This window comes from Azospirillum cavernae, from assembly GCF_003590795.1.
GTDB lineage: Bacteria > Pseudomonadota > Alphaproteobacteria > Azospirillales > Azospirillaceae > Azospirillum > Azospirillum cavernae.
Genome location: NZ_QYUL01000002.1, coordinates 1,186,878 through 1,209,131, shown reverse-complemented (window position 1 = coordinate 1,209,131; position 22,254 = coordinate 1,186,878). Strand labels below are relative to the sequence as shown.

The 22,254-nt window shown below is 67.2% G+C and carries 23 protein-coding genes; 5 read left to right on the top strand and 18 right to left on the bottom strand.

Annotated features, from left to right (window positions below):
* Positions 1–81: 81 nt before the first annotated feature.
* Positions 82–2,034 carry a threonine--tRNA ligase gene (gene thrS / locus D3877_RS17085; protein ID WP_199720831.1) on the bottom strand — a complete coding sequence of 651 codons (1,953 nt, stop codon included), beginning with the start codon at positions 2,032–2,034 and terminating at the stop codon, positions 82–84.
* Between the two features lie 440 nt (positions 2,035–2,474).
* Between thrS and D3877_RS17080 the strand changes: the two genes are divergently transcribed.
* Together D3877_RS17080 and D3877_RS17075 are read left to right on the top strand one after the other, a co-directional pair.
* On the top strand, positions 2,475–2,720 hold the full coding sequence (locus D3877_RS17080; RefSeq protein WP_119831909.1) for an AbrB/MazE/SpoVT family DNA-binding domain-containing protein: 246 nt from the start codon (positions 2,475–2,477) through the stop codon (positions 2,718–2,720).
* Positions 2,713–3,078 (top strand): type II toxin-antitoxin system PemK/MazF family toxin, encoded by a 366-nt coding sequence (locus D3877_RS17075; RefSeq protein WP_238474932.1) that lies wholly within the window; start codon positions 2,713–2,715, stop codon positions 3,076–3,078. Before D3877_RS17080 ends, D3877_RS17075 begins: the two co-directional genes overlap by 8 nt.
* A gap of 10 nt (positions 3,079–3,088) precedes the next feature.
* Here D3877_RS17075 and D3877_RS17070 read toward each other — a convergent pair whose 3' ends face one another.
* From D3877_RS17070 to D3877_RS17060, 3 genes are all read right to left on the bottom strand, one after another.
* Positions 3,089–4,297 carry an EAL domain-containing protein gene (locus D3877_RS17070; protein WP_119831907.1) on the bottom strand — a complete coding sequence of 403 codons (1,209 nt, stop codon included), beginning with the start codon at positions 4,295–4,297 and terminating at the stop codon, positions 3,089–3,091.
* Between the two features lie 155 nt (positions 4,298–4,452).
* Positions 4,453–5,526 (bottom strand): quinone-dependent dihydroorotate dehydrogenase, encoded by a 1,074-nt coding sequence (locus tag D3877_RS17065; RefSeq protein ID WP_119831906.1) that lies wholly within the window; start codon positions 5,524–5,526, stop codon positions 4,453–4,455.
* Complete coding sequence (locus tag D3877_RS17060) at positions 5,523–5,897, bottom strand: DUF952 domain-containing protein (RefSeq protein WP_119831905.1); 375 nt, start codon at positions 5,895–5,897, stop codon at positions 5,523–5,525. Before D3877_RS17060 ends, D3877_RS17065 begins: the two co-directional genes overlap by 4 nt.
* Before the next feature lie 312 nt (positions 5,898–6,209).
* On the opposite strand from D3877_RS17060, the gene D3877_RS17055 reads away from it, so the two are divergent.
* Complete coding sequence (locus tag D3877_RS17055) at positions 6,210–6,425, top strand: hypothetical protein (RefSeq protein WP_119831904.1); 216 nt, start codon at positions 6,210–6,212, stop codon at positions 6,423–6,425.
* Positions 6,426–6,471: 46 nt separating this feature from the next.
* Here the strand turns inward: D3877_RS17055 and D3877_RS17050 are convergent, their stop codons facing one another.
* The 12 genes from D3877_RS17050 to D3877_RS16995 form a co-directional block, all read right to left on the bottom strand.
* Positions 6,472–6,783 carry a hypothetical protein gene (locus D3877_RS17050; protein ID WP_119831903.1) on the bottom strand — a complete coding sequence of 104 codons (312 nt, stop codon included), beginning with the start codon at positions 6,781–6,783 and terminating at the stop codon, positions 6,472–6,474.
* Positions 6,784–6,851: 68 nt separating this feature from the next.
* On the bottom strand, positions 6,852–8,375 hold the full coding sequence (terL, locus tag D3877_RS17045) for a phage terminase large subunit (protein WP_119831902.1): 1,524 nt from the start codon (positions 8,373–8,375) through the stop codon (positions 6,852–6,854).
* A complete protein-coding gene (locus D3877_RS17040; protein WP_119831901.1) occupies positions 8,372–10,402 on the bottom strand; it encodes a glycosyl hydrolase family 28-related protein in 2,031 nt (676 codons plus the stop codon). Before D3877_RS17040 ends, terL begins: the two co-directional genes overlap by 4 nt.
* A gap of 40 nt (positions 10,403–10,442) precedes the next feature.
* Positions 10,443–11,303 (bottom strand): coiled-coil domain-containing protein, encoded by an 861-nt coding sequence (locus D3877_RS17035; protein WP_119831900.1) that lies wholly within the window; start codon positions 11,301–11,303, stop codon positions 10,443–10,445.
* Positions 11,303–13,198, bottom strand: a complete 1,896-nt coding sequence (locus D3877_RS17030) for a phage tail protein (protein ID WP_119831899.1) — start codon at positions 13,196–13,198, stop codon at positions 11,303–11,305. Before D3877_RS17030 ends, D3877_RS17035 begins: the two co-directional genes overlap by 1 nt.
* On the bottom strand, positions 13,198–13,767 hold the full coding sequence (locus D3877_RS17025) for a phage connector family protein (RefSeq protein WP_119831898.1): 570 nt from the start codon (positions 13,765–13,767) through the stop codon (positions 13,198–13,200). Before D3877_RS17025 ends, D3877_RS17030 begins: the two co-directional genes overlap by 1 nt.
* A 189-nt stretch (positions 13,768–13,956) precedes the next feature.
* Entirely contained in the window at positions 13,957–15,063 is a 1,107-nt protein-coding gene (locus D3877_RS17020) for a hypothetical protein (protein ID WP_119831897.1), read from the bottom strand.
* A gap of 11 nt (positions 15,064–15,074) precedes the next feature.
* A complete protein-coding gene (locus tag D3877_RS17015) occupies positions 15,075–15,344 on the bottom strand; it encodes a hypothetical protein (RefSeq protein ID WP_119831896.1) in 270 nt (89 codons plus the stop codon).
* 182 nt (positions 15,345–15,526) lie between these two features.
* Entirely contained in the window at positions 15,527–16,048 is a 522-nt protein-coding gene (locus tag D3877_RS17010; protein ID WP_119831895.1) for a phage tail protein, read from the bottom strand.
* Positions 16,049–16,123: 75 nt separating this feature from the next.
* A complete protein-coding gene (locus D3877_RS17005; RefSeq protein WP_119832514.1) occupies positions 16,124–16,942 on the bottom strand; it encodes a phage capsid protein in 819 nt (272 codons plus the stop codon).
* 290 nt (positions 16,943–17,232) lie between these two features.
* On the bottom strand, positions 17,233–17,463 hold the full coding sequence (locus D3877_RS17000) for a hypothetical protein (protein WP_238474931.1): 231 nt from the start codon (positions 17,461–17,463) through the stop codon (positions 17,233–17,235).
* A complete protein-coding gene (locus D3877_RS16995; RefSeq protein ID WP_238474930.1) occupies positions 17,460–17,945 on the bottom strand; it encodes a Fur family transcriptional regulator in 486 nt (161 codons plus the stop codon). The genes D3877_RS17000 and D3877_RS16995 overlap by 4 nt, the downstream gene beginning before the upstream one ends.
* Before the next feature lie 147 nt (positions 17,946–18,092).
* On the opposite strand from D3877_RS16995, the gene D3877_RS16990 reads away from it, so the two are divergent.
* Entirely contained in the window at positions 18,093–18,638 is a 546-nt protein-coding gene (locus D3877_RS16990; RefSeq protein WP_119831894.1) for a superoxide dismutase family protein, read from the top strand.
* Positions 18,639–18,888: 250 nt separating this feature from the next.
* A complete protein-coding gene (locus D3877_RS16985) occupies positions 18,889–20,394 on the top strand; it encodes a DEAD/DEAH box helicase (RefSeq protein WP_119831893.1) in 1,506 nt (501 codons plus the stop codon).
* Positions 20,395–20,469: 75 nt separating this feature from the next.
* On the opposite strand, the gene gstA is transcribed toward D3877_RS16985, so the two are convergent.
* Positions 20,470–21,084: a glutathione transferase GstA gene (gene gstA / locus D3877_RS16980; RefSeq protein WP_119831892.1), complete on the bottom strand. Its 615-nt coding sequence runs from the start codon at positions 21,082–21,084 to the stop codon at positions 20,470–20,472.
* A gap of 94 nt (positions 21,085–21,178) precedes the next feature.
* Positions 21,179–22,252, bottom strand: a complete 1,074-nt coding sequence (locus D3877_RS16975; RefSeq protein ID WP_119831891.1) for a sn-glycerol-3-phosphate import ATP-binding protein UgpC — start codon at positions 22,250–22,252, stop codon at positions 21,179–21,181.
* Positions 22,253–22,254 lie beyond the last annotated feature (2 nt).

Below are 22,254 nucleotides of genomic sequence, written 5' to 3'. Positions count from 1 at the left end.
AAAACCGCGCCCGCCCGACCGTTCCCTGGAACGGTCGGGCGGGCGTCGTCAGTCTGACTTCGGTCGGTCTGACTCGGTCGATTAAAACGCCGAATCGGCGACCAGATCGCCAGCGGGCGACCGGGTGTCGGCGGTGATTTTGGCAAGGGCGGCGTCGAGCGCCAGAACCTCTTGATCCTTGCCGCCCAGCACGCGCAGGGCCACGGTGCGCTCTTCGGCCTCGCGCTTGCCGACCACCAGCATCAGCGGCACCTTTTTCAGGCTGTGCTCGCGGACCTTCAGGTTGATCTTCTCGTTGCGGACGTCGAGTTCGACCCGAACCCCACGGCGCTTCAGCAGATTGGCCACCTCGGCGGCGTAATCATCGGCCTCGCTGGTGATCGTCGTCACCACCACCTGGACCGGGGCGAGCCACAGCGGGAACTTCCCGGCGTAATGCTCGATCAGCATGCCGATGAAGCGCTCCATCGACCCGAGAATCGCCCGGTGCAGCATGATCGGGCGGTGGCGCGCGCCATCCTCGCCGATGTAGCTGGCGTCGAGCCGGTTCGGCAGATTCGGATCATACTGCAAGGTGCCGCACTGCCAGGTGCGCCCGATGGCGTCGGTCAGGTGGAATTCCACCTTCGGGCCATAGAAGGCGCCCTCACCCGGCAGCTCCTCATACTCCAGACCGGCGGCGCGCAGCGCCTCGGCCAGCGCGCCCTCGGCGCGGTCCCACAGCTCGTCCGAGCCGGTGCGCACGTCGGGACGGAGCGCCAGCTTGACCGAGATCTTGTCGAAACCGAGATCCTTGTAGACGCCGAGTTGGAGCTTGAAATACTCCGCCGACTCGCTCGACACCTGATCTTCGGTGCAGAAGATGTGCGCGTCGTCCTGGGTGAAGGCGCGCACGCGCATGATGCCGTGCAGCGCGCCCGACGGCTCGTTGCGGTGGCAGGCCCCGAATTCGGCCATGCGGATCGGCAGATCGCGGTAAGAGCGCAGGCCGTGCTTGAAGATCTGCACATGGCCGGGGCAGTTCATCGGCTTGACGCCGAGGATCTTTTCCCCCTCGTCCGCCTCGACCTTGAACATGTTGTCGCCATACATGTCCCAGTGGCCCGACGCCTTGAACAGCGAGCTGTCGATCAACTGCGGCGTCTTCACCTCGACGTAGCCAGCGGCTTGCAGCTTGGTGCGGATGTAGGTTTCCAGCGTCCGGTACAGCGTCCAGCCCTTGGGATGCCAGAACACCGAACCGACGGCCTCCTCCTGCACATGGAACAGGTCGAGTTCCTTGCCGAGCTTGCGGTGATCGCGCTTCTCGGCCTCCTCGATCTGGTGCAGATAGGCCTTCAACTCCTTCTCGTCGCGCCACGCCGTGCCGTAGATGCGCTGAAGCATCGGGTTGCGGCTGTCGCCGCGCCAATAGGCTCCGGCCACCTTCATCAGCTTGAAGCCGTTGCCGATCTTGCCCGTGGTCGGCGCGTGCGGGCCACGGCACAGATCCAGCCAGTCGCCCTGGCGGTAGACCGACACCGGCTCGCCCTGCGGGATCGCCTCGATCAGTTCGGCCTTGTAATGCTCGCCCAGATTCTTGAAATAGGCGATGGCGTCGTCGCGGTTCCACACCTCGCGGACGATGGGAATGTCGGCGGCGACCAGTTCGCGCATCTTCGCTTCGATCTTTTCCAGATCATCGGGCGTGAACGGCTCGTCACGGGCGAAATCGTAATAGAAGCCGGTGGCGATCGACGGACCAATCGTCACCTGCGTGCCGGGATAGAGCTTTTGCACCGCGTCGGCCAGCACATGGGCGGCGTCGTGACGGATCACCTCGATGGCGTCGGGGTGGTTGCGCGTGACGATTTCGATCTTCGCGTTGCCGGAGACGGTGGTGGTGAGGTCCAGAACCTGCCCGTCGATCTTGACCGCAAGAGCGTCTTTCGCGAGGCGCGGCCCGATGGAGAAGGCGATTTCCGCCCCCGTCACCGGCCGGTCGAACTCCCGGACGCTGCCGTCGGGCAGCGTGATGGCGATGTTGGACGTCACCGAAGTCACCGTATCATGTGTGTTGCAAGAATCCCGGTTTTGGGCCGGGAGCGCGAAACTTCCAATGGGAGGCGGGGGGCTGTCAAGCGCGGCGGCGCTCAACGCGGAAGCCTCATCAGGCGGATTGGGATCGTTCATGGGTCAGGACTCGACATTCCGTTTGGAGGAAAGACGGAACGGAGCTTCTGACAGACGCCCCGATCCGATGGTCGGCGGGGCGTTTGGAAACCGGCGCGTCAGCTTAGGCGCGCATCCTCCAACGTCCGCCGGTGGCGGTCGTGGTGGTAGTCGCGGTGCTGCGGAGGACCGGGTGCGTGCGCATGCGGGGATGATGGATTCGGCAAGGCGTGCTTGTCAAATGTTATGAGGGTGCAATCCTTGTATATCCTCCGTATATCCAATACTCTGGATCAAAAGCGCCACCGCGCCAGGATGACGTTATGCAAGTTCAACTCGCCCGCTGGGGCAACAGTCTGGGAATTCGCATCCCAAAGGACATCGCCGCGCAAGTCGGCTTGCGCGATGGCGCGCGGGTGGAGATCCAGGCTGAAGGCGACCGCATCGTCATCACCACCGACCGACCACGCTATGATCTGGCCGATCTTTTGAAAGACGTCACGCCAGACGCGATGCGCGACGCCTTTGATTGGGGGCCTGACCTGGGACGAGAGCGGGTGGATGAGTGATCCGTCCACCATGGCCGAGATGGCGTGGGAACCGGAAGCGGGCGATCTGATCTGGACCGATTTCGATCCGCGCGTGGGGCGGGAGCAGGCCGGGCGCCGTCCGGCTCTGGTCGTGTCGCCAAGGGTGTTTTGGCAAGCCACCCGCTTCGCCATTGTCTGCCCGATCACCACGCGAATCCGGCCTTTCCCAACCAGCGCGGTTTTGCCCGACGGGTTGCCGGTCGCCGGTGAAATTCTGACCAGCCACGTCCGCAGCATCGACACGCTGGCCCGCCCGATTCTGTTCGCCGGGGGGCGGGTTCCCGCCCCAGTCCTGGCCGAGGTTCGCGGCAAGCTGTCGGCCTTGATCGGTCTGTAACCTCCGACCGCTACCCCGGCTTGCGGCTCAGCCTTGGTTCGCCGAACAGGTAGCCCTGGCCGAAGTCAAAGCCGGTGTCGAGGATCTCGATGAGCTGGTTTTCCGTTTCGATCTTCTCGACGATCAAATCGACGCCTTCCGACGCGAAGCGGCGGCGCAACTCCTTGATGCGCCCGGCTTGGGCGGGGTCGAGCACCAGCGCGCGGTCGAGCTTCACATAGCGGAACTCGTGGCGCAGCAGCAGATCGACGTCTATGTCCAGGCTCGTCACCTGATCCATTGAGAAATGGAAGCCCAATCGCCCCAGTTGCGACAGGATCCCCAGGGTGACGGCCCCGCCCGCCCGCAAATCCGCTTGGCTCATCTCGAACACCAGCTTGGGCACCAGCGCTTGGTTCGACGTCATCAGATGCAGGAACTGCCGCATGAAATCGCCGTCGGACAGAGTCGCGGCGGAGATGTTGGCGAAAAAGCCGATGGAGTGCTGGCGCCGTTCGGTCTCGCGGATCAACTGGATGCAACGGACCAGCAGCAGATTGTCGATGGTGGCGATCAACCCCTCGCGTTCGGCGATCTCCAGATAGCGGTCGGGCATGATCTGGTGGCCGTCGCCCGCGCGGACCCGCGAAAACACCTCGTAAAAGCGATGCTTGCGCTGGGGCAGGCTGACGATGGGTTGCAGATAAATGTCGATGCGGTCGGCCTTCAGCGCCTCGCGCACCGCCTCCAGAACCGACGCGTCGTTCATCGGCCCAAAGGCGGCGACGGGCGCGGGCGGCGGCGGCGTGGTGGAGATCGACTCGCCGCTGCCGGGGCCGCGCCGCTCCGACGCGGCGACCGGCGGGCGCGGCGCGGCGCGGCGTTCGGTCAGCTTGGAGACCAGCGATTGCAGCAGCCGCACCTCCTGCATCACCGCGTCGTACCGGGCGGTTCCAGGGTGGCGGGCGCCATCGTCAAGCGCCGCCTGCAAGGTCGCCACCTCTTCGGCCAGCAACGCGACCGTGCCGTGCAGGTGGTGGGCGCGTTCGGCGGTTTTGCGTTCGCGCTCCAGCCGGGTGACGATCTCGTGCAGCAGGCCGCCCGCCAGAACCACCACGGCGCCGGTCAACCAGCCGAGCAGCGGGTCGGCCTCGGGCCGCATCAGCGGCAGCGTCGCCCCAACCGAAACCCCGGCCACGATGTAGGCGAGCGCGTAGACGACGTGGGTCAGAACGGTCATGGCCTTCACGTGAAACAATCTGACGAGCCGGATGGCGCCGGGAGCGGCGCGGCGCCTGCGACAGACTGTCCGTCGCGCCGCCTTGACGATGTGTTAATTCTACGCCGTTCCGCCGCCAGTCCTGCGGACCATCCTGCGGCCCAACCTCCCCAGCCTCAGCGGTGATCCGCCCCCACCGCGTCGGCGACGCGGGCGAAACCGTCGCGGCGCAGCAGGGCGGCCAGCTCCGCGCGGATGCGCAGAACCAGGGCCGGGCCGCCATAGACCATCGCCGAATAGAATTGCACCAGCGAGGCGCCCGCCCGGATCTTGGCGTAGGCGTCGGCCCCCGAAGCGACGCCGCCCGCCCCGATCAGCGGCAGCTTGCCCCCCGTCAGCCCGTACATTTCCTTCAGCACCAGCGTGGACGGCGCGAACAGCGGACGGCCCGACAGGCCGCCAGCCTCCGAACGCAGCGGCTCCGGGATGTCGGCGGGGCGGGCGATGGTGGTGTTCGACACGATCAGCCCATCGACGCCCGACTCCAGCGCCACGGCGGCGATGTCGCTCTTGTCCTCGTCGGTCAGGTCCGGCGCGATCTTCAAAAGCAAGGGCGGATCCCGCGTCAGCTTGCAGGCCGCCCGCGCGTCGAGCGCCCGGCCCAGCAAATCGCGCAGCGGCTCCCGCCCCTGCAAGGCGCGCAGGCCCGGCGTGTTGGGGGAGGAAACGTTGACCACCAGATAATCGGCCAGCGGGGCCAGACGGCGCACGCCGATCACGTAATCGTCGGCGGCGTCCGCCGTGTCCTTGTTCTTGCCCAGATTGGCCCCGACCAGACCGGCGGCGCGGGCCGGGTCGTCGCGGCGGCGCTCCAGCCGGGCGGCGAACGCCTCCAGCCCTTCGTTGTTGAAGCCCATGCGGTTGAGCACCGCGCCCTGCTCGATGGCGCGGAACAGGCGCGGGCGCGGGTTGCCGGGCTGCGGGCGCGGGGTGACGCTGCCCGCCTCGACAAAGCCGAAGCCCAGCCGCAGCATGGCGTCCACCACCTCGGCGTTCTTGTCGAATCCGGCGGCCAGCCCGACCGGGTTGGCGAAGTCCAGACCCCAAACGCGGGAACGCAAGGACGGCTCGTCGCCGCCGCGCTGGGCCGGAACCAGCCCGCTCTTCAGCGCCTTGATGGTCAGCCCATGCGCGGTTTCCGGATCAAAGCGGAACAGCAGCGGCCCAACGATGGGGAACAGGTCGATCACGGCGCGAGATCCTCAATGACGAAGGGGAAGCCCGCCGGGAAGACGTGCCGCCCGTCGGAGCCAAGCGGCAGCGGGTCGGCGCGCAGAACGGCGGACACCGGCAAAGCCGCGTAGAGATGGGGGAAGAGCTGGCCGCCGCGCGACGGCTCCCAGCGCAGGGCCGCGTCCAGCCGGACGGCGTCCACCGTCAGCAGGATCAGGCCACCCTGCCCGGCGCGGTGCTTGGCCGCGCTCTCCACCACCTGCCCGGCGGTGGAAAAATGGATGAAGCCGTCCTGAACGTCCTGCGAGGAGCCAGGGTAGGAGCCTGCGGCGCGGGCGGCGTCCCACTCGTCCGCGCGGCACATGTGATGGATGATGCGGTCGGTCATGATGGGCGGACACTAGCTCAACCGTCCGGCAGCGGCCAGACGCTTCGCCGCGCGCTCGTTCCCGGAATGCAAAGCGCAAGGCGCTGGACAATCAGAGCGCTTTGCATTTTGCAAACAGGCGCCGAAATGAAACAGCATTTTGCGGGTATTTTTGAGAATTCCAACCCAATCGACGCCGACAAACCTTAGGTCGTTCCCAAGCGATCCGGCGGCAAGCGCGCGGCAACCTTAGCGAATCCCCGATTCACCCCCCTCGCAAAACAGTTGGCATCCCTTTTGCTGTAAGGAGACAAACGCAACGGAGGCTCAGCCATGAACGCGATCGCTCTGCACCTGACCAAGACCAGCCAGACCAACGACAACCTGAACGCGTCCGTCACCGCCATGGGCGCGCTCTGCGAACCGGGCCACACCGCCGTCCCGCTGAAGCCCAGCGCCACCATGTTGGCGGCGGGCGCGCGGGCGGGCGGCGTGTCCGTCGAAGTCGCCTGGAAGATCTATCAGGCGATGATCCACCACGCCGACTGAAGCCGACATGCGCTGTCGCTCTCCGTTGCGGTTCAAAAGCGGGGCGTCACCGACGCCCGCTTTCCGTGAATGGCGCGCAACCTGATTCCAGTTTGTTTTCGATGCGCAGCAGATGGTCGGTCAGACGCTGTTCGACATCCTTTAAGGTCGCGAAGGACACATAGGTCTTGGCGACTTCCAGCTTGTAGGCGGCCAGACTTTCCCGCACCTGCGCTTGCGCGGTTTCGGCGCGGGTCCGCAGATTTTCCAGCGCGGTTTCGGCGTCGTTGCGCAGTCGGGCGATCAGCCAGAACAGGCCGCCCATCACCGGCAACTCGACGGCGGTGATCCACCACGCGAAATCCAGATTTTCGTGCATCAGAGTCTCCCAAAAAGTGATGCGATGCCACCCCCGTCCAGAACGGCGCGGAGGGTGAAGAGCTTTGGTCACAAATCCCAATCCGACGGAGCCACCACGGACCCGCCACCCCGCCAATCAGCGCGACGTTCGGGCGGTTGGGCGCTGCGGTCGAAGCGGTGCGGTTCGGCGGACAGGCAGCCGGCGACCGCGTCCAGCCCGTCGTCGGGGCCGGTGTAACGGCCATCGGGCCGCCATTCCCGCATTTCGCGGATAAGCGGCGTGTCCCAAACCAGCCGGTGCGCCAACAGCCGCCGGTCGGCCAGCAGCGCGTCGAACGCCTCGGTGATGCGCCGGACCTTCGGCGTGTGGCTGGACTGCTCCACCACGCTGGCGGCCAGCGCGTCCTTGCGCAGCCGCTCGCGCAGCAGGCCGGGCAGGAAGCGCCCGATTCCGTTGGTTTCCAGATGGATCGCGGGCAGATGCAGCGCCGCCAGCAAACCGGCGACCTGTCGGCATTGCTGGTCGGCCTCGCTGTCGGGATCGGCGGGATCGACGCGCAGATAGAGCACGCGGTGCAGGTAAAAGCGCCCGTCGTCCCCGCCGAACAGGGCGGCGACGACGCTGCCGTCGCCGGGCGGCCCCCCCTCCCCCCGTGGTCGGGCGAAGGCCGGATCCCACCAGCAACTGGCCGAGGCCATGCGCACGCCGTCCAGCGTCAGCACGGCGCGGCCCAGCGCCTCGCGATACTCCAGCTCCGCGTCGTAGCGGCCCAGCTTGTCAACGTCGAGGAAGCCCTCGGCGACGTTCACCGGCTGCAACAGCATCTGGCTGGTGAATTTGGCCGGGCCGGTGGTCTTGCGGATGCGGTTGACGTGAGCCTCGCCAAACCGCTCCTTCCAGGCGTAGCGGCGCTTGCCGGTCGCGTCTTCGTGGTAGACCGGCAGAACCAGACGGTCGAACCCGTCGAGAAAGGGCGCGACCTCCCCCACCTCCGCCCGCGCCTCGTCGGCGTAGATGGTGTAGTAGCTGTGCGGGGTGCCGACATAAAGCTGAGCGCCGCCGGGGACCAGCACATACTCCAACTCGGCCAGACGTTCGCGCAAGCCCGCCCGCTTGTTGGCGCTGTCGGTGTTGCGCGGCACCTCGACGTCGTCGCAGATGACCACGTCGGCGCGGCTGCCGGTGATGTTGCCGCCAACGCCGCTCGCCGCCATCGAGGGATCGCGCAGCTCCATCGGGCGAACGACGGTGAATTGCTCGTTCCCCCACTGGTCGCGGTCCTTGGCCGGTGGTTTCAGGTGTTTGGTGTCGGGGTGGCGCTCCAGAATGCGTTTGACGTTGCGGACCATCTTCTTGGCCAGCCGCAGATCGGCGGCCAGCACCAGAAGGCGGCGGTTGGGATCGTGGCAGAGCAGCCACGCGGCGAACAGGCCGACCAGGGTCGATTTTCCCGACCCGCGAAAGGCCATCAGCAGCATGCGGCGGTTGCCGTTCTGACTCTGCGTTTCCAGCCAGCGGGCGATGTCGCGGTGATGCTTGGGCGTGCCCAGTTCCGACAGGCTGTTCCAACGTTGCACGAAATCATGAAACCCTAAGGCGGCCTCCGTCATGAATTCCGCCCCAGAATGTGCCAACCCGCGCCGTTCGACATCGCCGTCACCGCGTGGCCCTGGCCGGTCAGAGGAATCGCCTCGTTGTCGGGGCCGGTTCCGGTCTGGCTGGTGACGGTGACGCGGTGGCCGCTGGTGTCGGATTTCTTGATCGTCACCGTGCGGCCCACCGCGTGGGCGGCGCTGGGGGCGGGCAAGCGCGCCTCGACGTCGCCGCTCCAGGCGCTGACCAGATAGAGCGACTGGTTCAGGTCCGGCTCGAACAGGCCCGTTCCCTCGTGATAATGCGCGTTGGCGGGCAGACTGTTGGCGGCGACGATCCACCAATTGGCCCCGTTCGACACCAGCGTGACGAAATCATAGCGGTTGCCCAACGCCACCCGCCGCCCGTCCGGCCCCGGCCCGTCGCTTTCGGTGATGGTCAGGATGTTGGCCGAGGCGTCGGTCTTTTTGATCGTCACCGTGTGGCCGTTGGCCGATCCGGCGGACGGCAGCCGCGCTTCCACCGGCCCGCCATAGGCGCTCATCAGATAGATCGAGCTGGCGAGGTCAAGCTCCACCAGCCCGCCATGCTCCGGCTCGACAAACTCGGTGTCAAAGCGCAGAGCTTCGACGGTCAGTTGCGTCACCCGGCTGGCTTGCAGGCGGTTTTTGTCGGGATAACCCGCGTTGACCGCCGTGAATTGCCCGCCCGAGAGATCCTGAATCGCCGGACCGGCGGCGGCGGAGAACAGGTTGACGATCGCGGTTTCCACCGACCCGGCGTCCAGGCGCACATTCGGCACGGCCCCCAGCGATTCGGCGTAGAAATTGACGATCAACGTCTTGTCAGTGTCGGCCCCGACCCGAAAGCAGGACTCGGCCATGGTGGACAGGTTGGCTTCGCAATCGAAGAAGCTGTTGTTGTATTTGCCCTGTTCGACATAGAAGCCGCTGCCCGAGATCGGGGCCGACAGCGAATAGACGCGCACGCTGTGAAAGCGGTTGGCGTTGGGCGTGTCGCCCGCCCCCGTCCGCGTCAGCCACACCCCGTGCAGCGACGGACGCGCCACCAGAACCCGCGCGACGTTGTTCCAATAGCAGGGAAAATTCGGATCCGTGTAACCATCGAAGACCAGCCCGACCTGCGGATCCCACAGGGTCAGATCGCTCAGGCTGTTCTGCACGCACGGCCCGTCGCGCCCAAACAGCCGCACCCCGGCCTTGCCCTGTTCCAGCCGCAGATTGGACAGGGTGGCGTAGCCATCGGGAATCTGGATCAAGTCAAAGGCTGTGGACGCCCCCTTGATGACCGCGCTTTGCCCGGCCCCAATCAGCGATTTGCCATGGCCAAGCGTCAGCGTGTTGGTGATCCGGTAGGTTCCCGGCGGCACATGGACCGCCTTGGCCGTGGTCAAGGCGGCCTGGATCGCCAGCGTGTCGTCCACCGTTCCGTCGCCGACCGCGCCGAAATCCTTGATCGACACGACGTCCGCCAGCTTGTCGCGCACCGGACGGCTGACCGCCCCCGCCCCCGGCGGCGCATAAGTGGACAGCGCCTCCTCGTCCACCGGCGGGCGGACGGTCGGGTTGCCCGCGCTGTCGAAGCTCAACAGCTTGCCCTGCCGCTCCGCGCGGCCCGGCAATTGGGTGGAGGCCGGAAGGTCGGTGTCGGCGTAGCGCAGCATCAGATCCTGATCGCCCGCCACCTGCTGCACCGACGCGGTCAGTCGGCTGAACTCCTGATTGAGGGCAGAGGCGGGCAGCGGCCCGCTCTCGCGGAAATCGCTGGTCCGCTCGACCGTCAAGCGACGGCGCAGCGTCACCGCCGTTCCCGCCGCCGGCGCCGTGTTGAAGGTGACGGCGCCGCCCGCCGTCGTCCCGGCCCCGCTGACGCTGTACCCGGCGCTCTGCGACGCCGCGCCCAGAAACACCTGGAGATCCTCGGCGGCGAAGATGGGAAACGGGTAGGTGAAGACCCGCAACGCGCCGTCGGCGATGTATTGCACGCGCGGTGTCCCGCGCGGGATGAGAAGGGAACTGGTCATCGGGAGGCTCCGCGTTGCCGGCGCCGGTCACGGCGGACCGTCAGAAATATTTGCTCATGAATTCCAGCTTCTGCCGGTCGGCGAGCTGCGTCTGTTCCAGCAGGTTCCGCCGCCTGATCGCGTCGAGATTCTGCTGGATCGCCTGCTGTTTGAGCTGGTCCACCGCCTGGGCGTTTTGCCGCTCGGTCGCGGTGTCCTTGGTCAGCCCCAACAGGATGGCCTCGCCCGATCCGTCCCCGGCGGCGACGCCGCGCGCGCCCAGGCTGGCGCGGGTCTTGCTGACATTCTGGCGCAGGGCGTCGACCCGGCGCTTTTCCGCCGCGTCGGCGGCGGCGACCAGTTGGGCCGATTGGGCCTGCGCCTCCTTGTCCTGCGCCAGATAGGCCGCCTCCTGGCTGGCCCGCAACTGCGCCAGCGTCTGTTCCTGGCTGGAGCGGTAGCTGTTCATCTCGTTGGCGCGGGCCTGTTCGGCGGCGACGCGGGCGGCCTCGTCCTTCTGGCGCTGGAGTTCGGCGTCTTGTTGACGCAACTGGTCCTGACGCGCCCATTCGCGCGCCTGCGCGTCGGCGGACAATTGCGCCTGCTGTTGACGCGCCGCCTCCGCCGCCGCCGCCGCGCGCTCCGTCGCGGTGCGGTCTTCGCTGTATTTGCGATCCAGCGCCGCTTGCTCGGCGGCGGCGCGGGCGGCGTCCTGCTGGCGTTGATACTCCAGCGCGGCGGCCTCCTGCTGAGCCTTCAGCGCGTCCTGTTGGCGCTTGTATTCCAACTCGGCGGCGGCCTGTTGGGCGGCGGCCTGCTGCGCCGCCGCGTTGCTGCTGCTGTTGCTGGTGCTGCGCACCGTGTTGATGACCGATCCCGCCAACGGCAGGGCCGACGTCACCAGAGGCGTGATGCCACCCATCAGTCGTTCACCTTCATGTCCATGGTTACGGAAAGCAGCGTGAAGGGCAGCGGCGCGTCCTGTTCGATGCGCCACAGCGGCACGTCGATGTCACGCCGCCAGCCCAAAGCCCGCAGCCGGCGGTCGCCCGACACGCGCGGCGGCACGCCGTCTGCGGGTTGCGGTCCCAGCCGGTGAAGCGGCAGATCCTGAAGCCCGCGCCCTAGATCGACCCGCAGCGCCGCCGTGTCCTCCAACCGGAAGGTCACGGCGATCAACCGCACCAGATCGGCCCCGCTCGCCTGCCCCAACAGGTTCGCGGGCAGCGGTTCGATGCGGTGGCTGTAAGGCAGACCGGCTTCGACATGGCGGGCGGGCGGCGACAGGGTGATGGTCCCGGCCTGCACGGCGACGGACGGGCGCACCACCCCATCGGCCAGCACGGTCAACGTCCGCCCTTCCAGATGCGCGAAGCCGCTCCACACGGCGGTGTCTTCCGCCTTGTCGGCCACCACCGCCGCGTCGAGGTTGAGCGAATCGTCGAACCGCTCGATGCTCCACACGCCCGCGCGGTCGATCAGCGCGAACACGTCGTCGCCGACCACCGCGACCGACCGCACCAGCCCGTCGGTTTCCAACCGGGTCCAGGCGGTGACGTCCTCCGTCCGGTAGACGGTCAGGGTGCAGAGGGAGCCATCCTCCATCGCCACGAACAGCAGGCGGCGGGTCTGGTCGTAATCCTGGTCGCGCGGGTTCACCACCAGATGGCGGGCCAGCAGCGCCAGATCATTCGCCTGATAGGCCGCTTCGGTGTCGGTGTAGAGGAATTCGCGGATTTCCCGCCGGTTGCGCGGCACGAACAGCGTCGCCCCGTCCACGTCGCGCGGCGGGATGCTGCGGTCGAGCGGCGAGCCGATGCGGGTTTGGCGATGCACCTGGATGCTCTGCGGCGTCAGCGGATCGCCCGTCACCGTGTATTCGGCGCCCGAGGTGAAGACCTGCAAATGGCGGCCCGAAAACACCGCGCGGATGGCGTTGACTTGGTCGGACAGGATGCCGAACTCGATGGCCTCGTCGTCCAGCCCGGTCCCCAGATCGAAATTCCAGATGTTGGCGGAGCGCGACAGCCACAGCCGGTTGGGCAGATCGCGCGACCCGCCGATGACCAGCCGGTCCTGATGAAAGGCCGCCGACACCGGCCAGCCGCGCAAGGCGGAAAAGGCCTGCTCCTCCCAATCGGTCGTCGCCGCCACGCCCGCCAGCGTTTCCTTGACGGTGGCGTTGATCTGGGTGGCCGACGCCACGCCGGTGACGAGCAGTTGCTTGTCCTGGATGCGGATGCGCGTCCCGTCATGGCGCTGGTCGAACACCGGGGCCGAGGCCGTGACGGTGATCGCCCCGCCGGTTCCCGACGGGGTCAGCGTCACCGCCGGATCGGCGAAGCGGTAAAAGGGCAGCCGGATCACCTCATTCTGGACGACATAGGCCCACTCCGACAGGGTCCAGGCGTCGTTGTCGCCGCGCGTCAGCTTGCGCGGGCTGACGTCGGGGTGGCAGATCAGCAGCGTGTCGGCGCTCTGCGTCCAGGTGATCTGGGCCAGTTGCGCGCCGCTCCACGGCGTGTCCACGCTGGCCAAGCGGACGCCGCCGCGCAGCACGTCGATTTTCCCCGCCGAAAAGGCCAGCAGATAGGTCTGTTCGGTGTTGAACTCGAAGGCCGCCAGCCGCCCGTCGCCGCGCGCCAGCCACGTGAAGGCCAAGCCGGATCGCCGCGTCACCCCGCCGGTCGGGTCGATGAAGACGTTGCGCAGGGCCAGCGCCCCGTTGTCGTAAGCGCGCAGATCCCCCCGCCCCAACAGACGGCGGCCAATCTCGCCCGCCGTGAAGTTGGTTTTGACCTGTTGCAAGCGGCCCATCACGCCCTCGCGTCGATCAGGGTGAAATCCTCGAAGCCCGGCTGGTTGTCTTGCTGGGCGTCGATCTGGCGGGCGCGGCGGAACTCCGCCTCGGCCAGCCCGACCAGCGCCTCGGCCCGGCTGCTGCTTTCGGTCAGCGGGATGCAGAATTCGGCGGCCAGCCGGGCGATCAACGCTTGATCGAAGAAGGGCGGAAAATCCTCCTCGTCGGGCCGCCCGACATAGGTCAGCGTCACCTGGTCGGAATCACAATGCAGCGCCCGCCCGGCGATGCGGTAGCCCAAGCCCCGCCCGCGCCCAGTCCCGCCCGCCCCCAACGCCCGCAGGAAATCGGTCGGAAGCTGAAAGGCGTTGGCGTAATCGGCGACCGGCTCCACCGCCAGACGCGGCAAATTGGCCTGCATGGTGGCGAAGCTCCAGGCGTTGGCCGAGAGCAGCGCGTCGCGCGCCGGACCATAAAGCGCCGACGCCACTTCCGCCTCGGCGGACCCGTCGTCGAAACTGGCGATGGCGGTCGCGCCGATCTTGATGAGCGCGCGACCGCACAGACCGATGGCGGTGAGGGCCATGGCGGGAGTCTCCAGATGGGGTTGAGGATGGATAAACGACGGCCCCCTCCCCAACCCTCCCCCGCTTGCGCGGGAGAGGGGGCCTTGGGGAAAAGCGGCGCCCATCCCCTCTCCCGCGTGAGCGGGGGAGGGTTAGGGAGGGGGCAAGCGTGGCGCGGCGAGAGTTGACAAAGACGTCCGCGATCCCCCTCAGACAAACTCCGCCTGCGCCCACGTCCCGCCATTGGCCAGCAGGTCGAAGGGTGAGAAGGAGGTCTGATCGAGATAGACGTCGAACCAATCCCCCGCCGACACCGGCAACCAGGGGGTGGTCGCCATCGGCGCGACGTTGCGCGGCGACATGTTGCCGTGACCATGGGTCGCGGCCCGGCCCGGATACTCGAAACCGCCGTTCCGCCGGATGGTCAGATCGCGGAAACCGTCCATCGCCGGGTCGATCTCCAACCGGGCGGTCAGTCGGGCGAAGCGCGCCCAGGACGGCGTCACCACGCGGGTTGGCGTCACCGGCTGAAAACAGCCGTCGCTGTCCCACACCACCGTGGTCCAGATCACCCGCCCGCCGACTCCCGGCCCGAAGCTCTGCGGCTCGGCCAAGGTCAGCAGACAGCCGCGCAGCGGCCCCAGCGCGCCGTAACGGTCGAGCTTGGCCTTGTCCGCCGCGCTCATGAAACCATCGGCCTCCGCGCTCGCCACCGCATGCGCCGCGCCGCCCGCCCCGACATGGGACAGCGGCGTGGCGTCGAGGATGCCGAAGCCCGACAGGGTGCGCGGGGTGTTTTGCACCTCCGCCCATTCCACATTGCTGGTTTCAAAGGTCGGCGAGGCCAACGACACCAAGGCGACGTTGCCGTTGCCGTCAAAGGCCAGCGCCTTTCCGGCGCGGGCCTGGCTCGACGGCAGTTCCGCCGACAGGGACGGGCTGTCGCCCAGCGGAAAGCGCACTGACCGGCTGGCGGAATCCTGCCCCTGCTGGGCCAGCAACGCCAGCCGGTCGAACGCCTGATCCGCCGGAACGCCGGGATAGCCATGGTCCAGCGCGGGCATGGTCCGCGCGATGACCACGCTGCGCCCCGGCGGCGGCGGCGCCGGAAAGACGATGGTTCCGCCGCCCGGCGCGCCGACGCCGGTGACGGTGTAGTGGGTGTTGAGGACCTGCGCCGTCTCCGCCCCGGTCACAGCCTCGCGCAGCGCCACCGTCAGATGGGCGGCGTCGAGGATGCGAAAGCCATAGGCGAAGGCCGCCCGCGCGCCATCCGCCGGATGACTGGTCCGGCACCCGTTCGTCAGCACGCTCATGGTCCGGCCCCTCAGTCGCTGTTGGCGGCGCCGAACGGGGTCATGTTGGCGACGTCCACCACCCCCGCCGCGTTGGAGGCGACGATCAACACGCCGCCCGACGGCGCGCCGCCAACCGCGCAATTGGCCAGAACCATGTCGCCGACCCGCAGCAGGTCGGCAGCGCCGTTGAAATAGCCGATGGTGTCGACATCGGCGGCGAGGTCGTGGGTGGTGTAATGCCAGAGCGTGAAGCCGTTGGCGTAGGCAAGCACGCTCAAATCCTTGGACGCGTAGGCCATGGATCAAGTCTCCGGGGATTGGGGGTCGGAAAAACACGCCACAGAGCGCAGGGCCGAAAGGAGGATCGCCGCCGATTTGCGGCGCCTGGAGGCGATCGACGCTTTCACCCCTCGTCACGCCCCCACCGGGAGCTTGCGCGACAAGGCTGGGAGGGCGTGAGAGGGGGCGGCCCGGCGGCGGGTCAGGCCTTGATGATGTAGGTGACGATCAGGCTGGGCTGGGCGTTGTTGTGCGCCAGCCCGCCGCCGACGCCGCTGGTCAAGGAATGCGACACGTTGGACGTGCTGTTGGGATCCTCGCTGCCAGCGCCGCGCGTGCCGGACGACGGCACGACGTAACCGGCGTGCGGATAGACCGCGTGGCGATGATTGGGAATCTGGCTTTCCGTCAGCGTGTGCGTCTCGGCGCCGCCCGCCGCTCCGAGCGTGGTTCCGGCGATGCCCGACCCCGCAGAGGTCAAGCGGTTGACCGCCGAACCGCCCATGTCGTCCTTGCCGGCGGGCACACGTCCACGCATATCCGGCAGATTGAAGCTGGTCGCGCCGTCACCGGGGCCAAAACTGACGCCGAGGACGGCGAACAGGTCGCTGTAGGTCGTGCGGTCAACCGCGCGACCGTCGCACAGCAGGTAGCCAGCGGGCGCGACAGCGCCGCCAAAGACCAAAAGAGCGCCGGTGGGGACGAGGCAGGAACAGGTCGTCATCGGGGTGTCTCCATGCAAATGGGGTTGGCCTCCGCCGTGAGGTCGGAAGGCGAAAATCAGCTCAACGGAAAGGTTTCAGCTTTCCAGGCAGCGCAGGGTGACGACGCCGGTCGGGTCGATCAGGGCGGCGCCCTGGCTCATCATGTTGTTGACGAAGTGGGCGGCGCGGTCGCCGTGCCAACTGATGTCGGTCTTCACGTCGGCGCCCGCCGCGTGGCCGACCGCCGTCTTGTGGTACCAGTGGCAGAGCCGGACGTTGCCGGTCGCCTTCAACCCGGAATGCGGGATCCACAGCGTGCCGAGCCAGCGCTTGGCCTGGGTGCCGCGCCAGGGCAGCTCGTCCGGCCCGACATAGTCGGCGCTGGCGAACTCCTCAATGCCCAGCATCTGGCTCCACTGCTTCCAGCCGACCACGGCGAAGCGCTGGCCGTCGTCGGGCACGTCGGATTCGCCCATCATCTCGAAGGCGTCGAGCACCTTGGCCTTGGTCAGCCCGTCGGTGTCGCCGCCCGCGAAGTTGGTGGATTTGTTCAACTCGGCCAGCAGCAGCTCGTCGGTTTTGCGGCCCAGCGCGTAGGCCCCGGCGTTGGCGATGATCTGGCGTTCGTCGATGTTGGTCTTCAGCTCGTCGAGCCGATCCACCCAATCACCGGCGTAGAAATCATACAGCGGGCATTCGACCGGGGTGTGGTCGAGATTCATCACCGGAACCACGCCGTGGCGCGATTTGGTGGAGGCGGCGCCCTTGCCGACCTTCTGGAAGACGGTGGAGGCGCCCTGCACGTTGTTCTTGGTGCGCACGGTGCCGCGCAGCTTGGACCCCATGCGCTGGTAGGCCTCGTGGACCTCGCGCTCGAATTGTTTGACGAAGGATTGGGCGATGCTGGTGGACATGGCGAGGATGTTCCTTTCGCGTTCCTTGCGGATCCCGTCCAGGGGAAGGCCGTTCCGCCACCCGGTTGTCGGCGCGCGCGCGAAAGCGTGGCGTCGGCCGCAGGCGGAACGCGAAAACAAAAAAGGGGCTGGCCGGGCCTTTCGGTTGTCCGGCCAGCCCCTTTCAGGACAGGCGTTTGGGGAGGCGTCGCGGCCCGAAGTCCGGGGGATGGACCACTGGCCTTGACAGGACTGTTTTTAGGACCGCGCGCCCAACACGTAAAGGATTATTTTCATAAAACCATCGCCGCTCAGTGGCGAACCGGCCCGGCCACCCAATGGCTGACGATGGTTTCCGCCTGGGCCTGCGTGCTTTCCGGGTGGTGGTAACGGTAGACCGTCACCGCCGCTTCCAGCGCGTGGCGTTCGGGTTGGCCGCATTGGCACAAGCCGGTGTAACAGCGCTGAACCGCGTCGCGGCAGGCGGGCATCCCGTCACCCTGGCAGGGATCGCCCGCGCAAGGGTCGAAGCCGCCCTTCATTGCTCCTTCCCCGCGCTGTTTGGCCCCGCACCGTTTGGCCCCGCGCCGTTTGCTCCCTGGCCGTCCGCCCCGGCGTCGTCCAACGGAACTCCATAAATCTCCAGCCGATGGCCGACGATCTTGTACCCAAGATCGTGGGCGATGCGTTCCTTGATCGCCTCCAGCTCTGGGCTGGCGAATTCGATGATGCGCCCGCTGCGGGTGTCGATCAGGTGATGATGATGATCCGCCGAGGCTTCCTCGTACCGCGCGCGCCCGTCGCCCAGATCGACCCGCTCGATCACCTCGACGTCTTCCAACAGCCGCATGGTGCGGTAGACGGTGGCGATGGAGATGCGCGTGTCGATCAGCGCGGCGCGCCGGTGCACCTCTTCCACATCGGGGTGGTCGTCGGCGTCCGACAACACCTGCGCGATGACCCGGCGCTGGCCGGTCATCTTCAATCCTTTTTCCAGGCACAACGCTTCAAGCCGCGACGTCATCGGAACGAACCCTTGGTCTTTTGATCCCACAGCCCCATCATACTGCAAACCGTTCGCAATCCCAACCCGCTGTTTGCGACGGTTTCAACGACATGGTTTCAACGACAGACTGTCAAAATCGCGTCACCAACCAGGAGGACAACGCCCATGATCCGCTCCACCATCGCCCCCACTCTGTTCGCGCTCGCCGCGCTGACCGCCCTTCCCCTGACCGCCGCCGCGCAAACCGCCGCCCCGCAGGCTCCCGCCCCGCTGGCGACAGCGGCGGTGGCCGACGCGCAAGGCAAGCCGCTGGGCAGCGTCACCTTCACCAAATACCCGCACGGCGTCGTCCTGCACGGCGAGCTGAGCGGGCTGACGCCGGGTTGGCACGGCATCCACATCCACGAAAACGGCGCCTGCACGCCTGATTTCAAGGCGGCGGGCGGGCATTTCGCGGCGGCGGGGGCCAAGCATGGGTTGGAGGCCGACCACAGCCATTACGGCGAACTCCCCAACATCTGGGCGAACGAGGCGGGCAAGGCCGGGTTCGAGGCGATCACCCACAGCGTCACCCTGACCGACGCCGCCGACGGCCTGTTCAAGACCGGCGGCACGTCCATCGTCGTCCACGCGCAGATTGACGATTATCTCAGCCAACCGGCGGGCAACTCCGGCGACCGCATCGGCTGCGGCGTCATCACCAAGAAATAAGCGCGCCGTCGGGGTGTCCGCGCGCCGTCCACCCCGACGCAGCCCAGCCGCGCGCCGAGTTTTCTTGCCAAATCAAGACATCAGCCTTATGTGTGCAGGGTTGGACGGCACCACAGCCGCGTTCCGATGGCATCGCCATGGACGCGCGCGCCGCGCCGACGGCTCCGCGCCATCCCGCCGCGGAGCGCGCAAGCCCGGCTGCTCCCTTGTGGCGCGGCCCCCATTCCGGTGGACCAGGACCATTTCCTCCATGACTGATTTTTCCGGCCTCGGCCTGATCGAGCCTATTCTGCGCGCCGTCGCCGAAGAGGGTTACACCACGGCCACGCCGATTCAGGCCGGCGCCATCCCCTTGCTGTTGCAGGGGCGCGACATGCTCGGCCTCGCCCAGACGGGCACCGGCAAGACCGCCGCCTTCACCCTGCCGATTCTCCAGCATCTGTTTGAGAACAAGAAGCGCGTCGCCGCCAAGTCGCCGCGCGCGCTGATCCTGACGCCGACGCGCGAGCTGGCCTTGCAGATCGCCGACAGCTTCAGCACCTATGGCCGCCATCTGCCGATCCGCCGCACGGTGGTTCATGGCGGCGTCGGCCAAAGCCCGCAGATCGCCGCGTTGACCCGTGGGGTCGAGGTGCTGATCGCCACGCCGGGCCGTCTGCTCGACCTGATGGCGCAGAATCACTGCAAGCTCGACGCCATCGAATTCTTCGTCCTGGACGAAGCCGACCGGATGCTCGACATGGGCTTCATCCGCGACGTCCGCAAGGTCGTGGCGGTGATGTCCAAGCAGCGCCAAACGCTGCTGTTCTCGGCCACCATGCCGGAAGCGGTGACGGAGCTGGCGAACAGCATCCTGAACAACCCGGAGCGGATCGAAGTCACCCCGCAATCGACGACGGTCGAGCGCATCAACCAGCGCGTCCTGTTCGTCGACCGTTCCGACAAGCGCCGTCTGCTCGCCGACCTGCTGCTGGACAGCAAGGTTGCGCGGACCATCGTCTTCGCCCGCACCAAGCACGGCGCCGACCGGGTGGCCGAGCATCTGAAGAAGTCCGGCGTCGCCGCCGACGCCATCCACGGCGACAAGTCGCAATCGGCCCGCGTCCGCGCGCTGGAAGCCTTCCGCGCGGGCGAGCTGCGGGCGCTGGTCGCCACCGACATCGCGGCGCGCGGCATCGACGTGGACGGCATCAGCCACGTCATCAATTTCGACCTGCCGAACGAGCCGGAAAGCTACGTTCACCGCATCGGCCGCACCGCGCGCGCCGGCAGCGAAGGCAGCGCCGTGTCCTTCTGCGACCATGAAGAGGTCGGCTATCTGAAGGACATCGAAAAGACGATCCGCCAGCCGATTCCCATCGACAACACCCACCCGTTCCACGCGGTGGATGTGGCGCAGATCCACGCCTCGTCCAAGCCGCCCCCCCGCCCCAAGGCGCCGGGCAGCAACCGCAACCAGAACCAAAATCAGGGCGGCGGCGGTCGCGGTCAGCAACAGCCCGCCCGCAGCGCCCAGGCCCGCCCGGCGGCGTCCGCCCAGCCGAAGGCCGCCACGCCCAAGGCCGCGACTCCGAAACCCGCGCAAGCCCGCCCGCCGCAGGGGGCCAAGCCCGCCACCCACCCGCAGGCCAGCAAGACGCCCAAGCCCGGCGCGCCGCAGAACCGCCACGACCGGCGCCCCCCGGCCCACGCGTCTGCCGCGCCGCGTCCGACCAGCGCCGACGCGCCCCTGAAGAAGAAGACCAGCGCCGCTTAACCGGCAGCGTTTGCGCCCAACAAAAAGCCCCGTCTCTCACGAGACGGGGCTTTTCTTTTGGTGATCGGCTCCGACTCAGCCTTGAGCTTCGGCAAGCAACGCCTCGTGAACCGCCGGACGGGCGGCGATCCGTTTGACATAGGCCGCCAGCGCGGGCCAAAGCGCCAAATCAACACCAAGCCCGGGCGTCCAGCTCAACACGACGAAGGCGTAGGCGTCGGCCACCGTGAATCCGTCACCCATCAGATAGCTTTTGCCGTCGAGATGGCGATCCAGGATCGTCAGCTTCCCCTCAAAGCGTTTCTTGACGATCTCCCGATAGGCGTCGGGCGTGGTCGCCCGATTCATGGGGAACAGCGGGACGCAGGTCTTGTGCAGCTCACTCGACACAAAGCTCAGCCATTCCTGAACCCGGTAACGCGCGATGCCGCCCGCCGCCGGGATCAAGCCGCTGTTCGGCGCCCGGTCCGCGATGTACTGCATGACGACCGACCCCTCGGTCAAAACGCCGCCCTCGTCCAGTTCCAGGGTCGGCACCTGCCCCTTGGGATTTACCGCGAGAAAATCGCTGCCGTCCGCCAGAGTCTTCGTCGCCAAATCGACCTTGACCAGATCGAACGGCAACCCAGCCTCGCGCAACACGATGTGCGACGCGAGGGAGCAGGCGCCGGGTTTGTAATAGAGCTTCATGGTGCGAACCCCATTTTGGGCGGTTGATTGGTCCTGGCCGGTAGATGGGGTGGCGTCACCCCACAGACCAGATCCAACCCGCCCCCATCCCCCATCAATCCGCCAACCGCCGCCCATGCGCCGCGTCGAACAGATGCAGCGCGCCCGGTTGCGGGGCGACCGACAGTTGATCCCCCTCGGTGCAGGACGGCAGACCGGCCATGCGGATCAACAGCGATTCGCCGTCAGGCAGGCGGCCATAGACCACGGTGTCGGCCCCCAACGCCTCGACCAACTCGACCAGGATCGGCGAGGCGGCGAGGCCGTCGCTGATGGTCAGATGCTCGGGCCGAATGCCCAGCTTGACCGGGCGGTTGGCGTCGTCGGGGCGCGGGCGGGGCAGCGGCAGCAGCGCGCCGCCCGGCATCACCACGCCCTGGCCGCTGGCGTCGATGACGCCGTCCAGCACATTCATCGGCGGCGAGCCGATGAACCCGGCGACGAACAGGCTGGCCGGGCGCTGGTAGACCTCCAGCGGCGTGCCGATCTGTTCGGCGACGCCGTGATTCATCACCAGGATGCGGTCGGCCAGCGTCATCGCCTCCACCTGATCGTGGGTGACGTAGAGGCTGGTGATGCCAAGTCGATCCTGCAAACGCTTGATCTCGATGCGCATCTGGGTGCGCAGCTTGGCGTCCAGGTTGGACAGCGGCTCGTCGAACAGGAAGGCCGCCGGTTCGCGCACGATGGCGCGGCCCATGGCGACGCGCTGGCGCTGGCCGCCCGACAATTGGCTGGGGCGGCGAGTCAGGAAACGGCCCAGCTCCAGAATCTCTGCGGCCTTGGCGACGCGGGTTTCGATCTCCGGCTTCGGCACGCCCCGGATCTTCAGGCCATAGGCCATGTTGTCGAACACGCTCATGTGCGGGTAGAGCGCGTAATTCTGGAACACCATCGCGATGTCGCGATCCTTGGGATCCAGATCATTCACCACCCGCCCGCCGATGACGACCTGACCGCCGGTGATGCTCTCCAACCCGGCGACCATGCGCAGCAGGGTGGATTTCCCGCAGCCGCTCGGCCCCAGCAGGACGAGGAACTCGCCATCCTGAACGGCGATGTCGATGCCCTTGATCGCCTCGACCGGGCCATAGGACTTGCGGACGTTTTTGATCTCTACGGTTGCCATGT

Bases quoted from the DNA above. Each gene is read 5' to 3' on its own strand.
- D3877_RS17080 (WP_119831909.1), top strand. From the start codon at position 2,475: ATGCAAGTTCAACTCGCCCGCTGGGGCAACAGTCTGGGAATTCGCATC.
- D3877_RS17075 (WP_238474932.1), top strand. From the start codon at position 2,713: ATGAGTGATCCGTCCACCATGGCCGAGATGGCGTGGGAACCGGAAGCG.
- D3877_RS17070 (WP_119831907.1), bottom strand. From the start codon at position 4,297: ATGACCGTTCTGACCCACGTCGTCTACGCGCTCGCCTACATCGTGGCC.
- D3877_RS17060 (WP_119831905.1), bottom strand. From the start codon at position 5,897: ATGACCGACCGCATCATCCATCACATGTGCCGCGCGGACGAGTGGGAC.
- D3877_RS17055 (WP_119831904.1), top strand. From the start codon at position 6,210: ATGAACGCGATCGCTCTGCACCTGACCAAGACCAGCCAGACCAACGAC.
- D3877_RS17050 (WP_119831903.1), bottom strand. From the start codon at position 6,783: ATGCACGAAAATCTGGATTTCGCGTGGTGGATCACCGCCGTCGAGTTG.
- terL (WP_119831902.1), bottom strand. From the start codon at position 8,375: ATGACGGAGGCCGCCTTAGGGTTTCATGATTTCGTGCAACGTTGGAAC.
- D3877_RS17040 (WP_119831901.1), bottom strand. From the start codon at position 10,402: ATGACCAGTTCCCTTCTCATCCCGCGCGGGACACCGCGCGTGCAATAC.
- D3877_RS17035 (WP_119831900.1), bottom strand. From the start codon at position 11,303: ATGGGTGGCATCACGCCTCTGGTGACGTCGGCCCTGCCGTTGGCGGGA.
- D3877_RS17030 (WP_119831899.1), bottom strand. From the start codon at position 13,198: ATGGGCCGCTTGCAACAGGTCAAAACCAACTTCACGGCGGGCGAGATT.
- D3877_RS17025 (WP_119831898.1), bottom strand. From the start codon at position 13,767: ATGGCCCTCACCGCCATCGGTCTGTGCGGTCGCGCGCTCATCAAGATC.
- D3877_RS17020 (WP_119831897.1), bottom strand. From the start codon at position 15,063: ATGAGCGTGCTGACGAACGGGTGCCGGACCAGTCATCCGGCGGATGGC.
- D3877_RS17015 (WP_119831896.1), bottom strand. From the start codon at position 15,344: ATGGCCTACGCGTCCAAGGATTTGAGCGTGCTTGCCTACGCCAACGGC.
- D3877_RS17010 (WP_119831895.1), bottom strand. From the start codon at position 16,048: ATGACGACCTGTTCCTGCCTCGTCCCCACCGGCGCTCTTTTGGTCTTT.
- D3877_RS17005 (WP_119832514.1), bottom strand. From the start codon at position 16,942: ATGTCCACCAGCATCGCCCAATCCTTCGTCAAACAATTCGAGCGCGAG.
- D3877_RS17000 (WP_238474931.1), bottom strand. From the start codon at position 17,463: ATGAAGGGCGGCTTCGACCCTTGCGCGGGCGATCCCTGCCAGGGTGAC.
- D3877_RS16995 (WP_238474930.1), bottom strand. From the start codon at position 17,945: ATGACGTCGCGGCTTGAAGCGTTGTGCCTGGAAAAAGGATTGAAGATG.
- D3877_RS16990 (WP_119831894.1), top strand. From the start codon at position 18,093: ATGATCCGCTCCACCATCGCCCCCACTCTGTTCGCGCTCGCCGCGCTG.
- D3877_RS16985 (WP_119831893.1), top strand. From the start codon at position 18,889: ATGACTGATTTTTCCGGCCTCGGCCTGATCGAGCCTATTCTGCGCGCC.
- gstA (WP_119831892.1), bottom strand. From the start codon at position 21,084: ATGAAGCTCTATTACAAACCCGGCGCCTGCTCCCTCGCGTCGCACATC.
- D3877_RS16975 (WP_119831891.1), bottom strand. From the start codon at position 22,252: ATGGCAACCGTAGAGATCAAAAACGTCCGCAAGTCCTATGGCCCGGTC.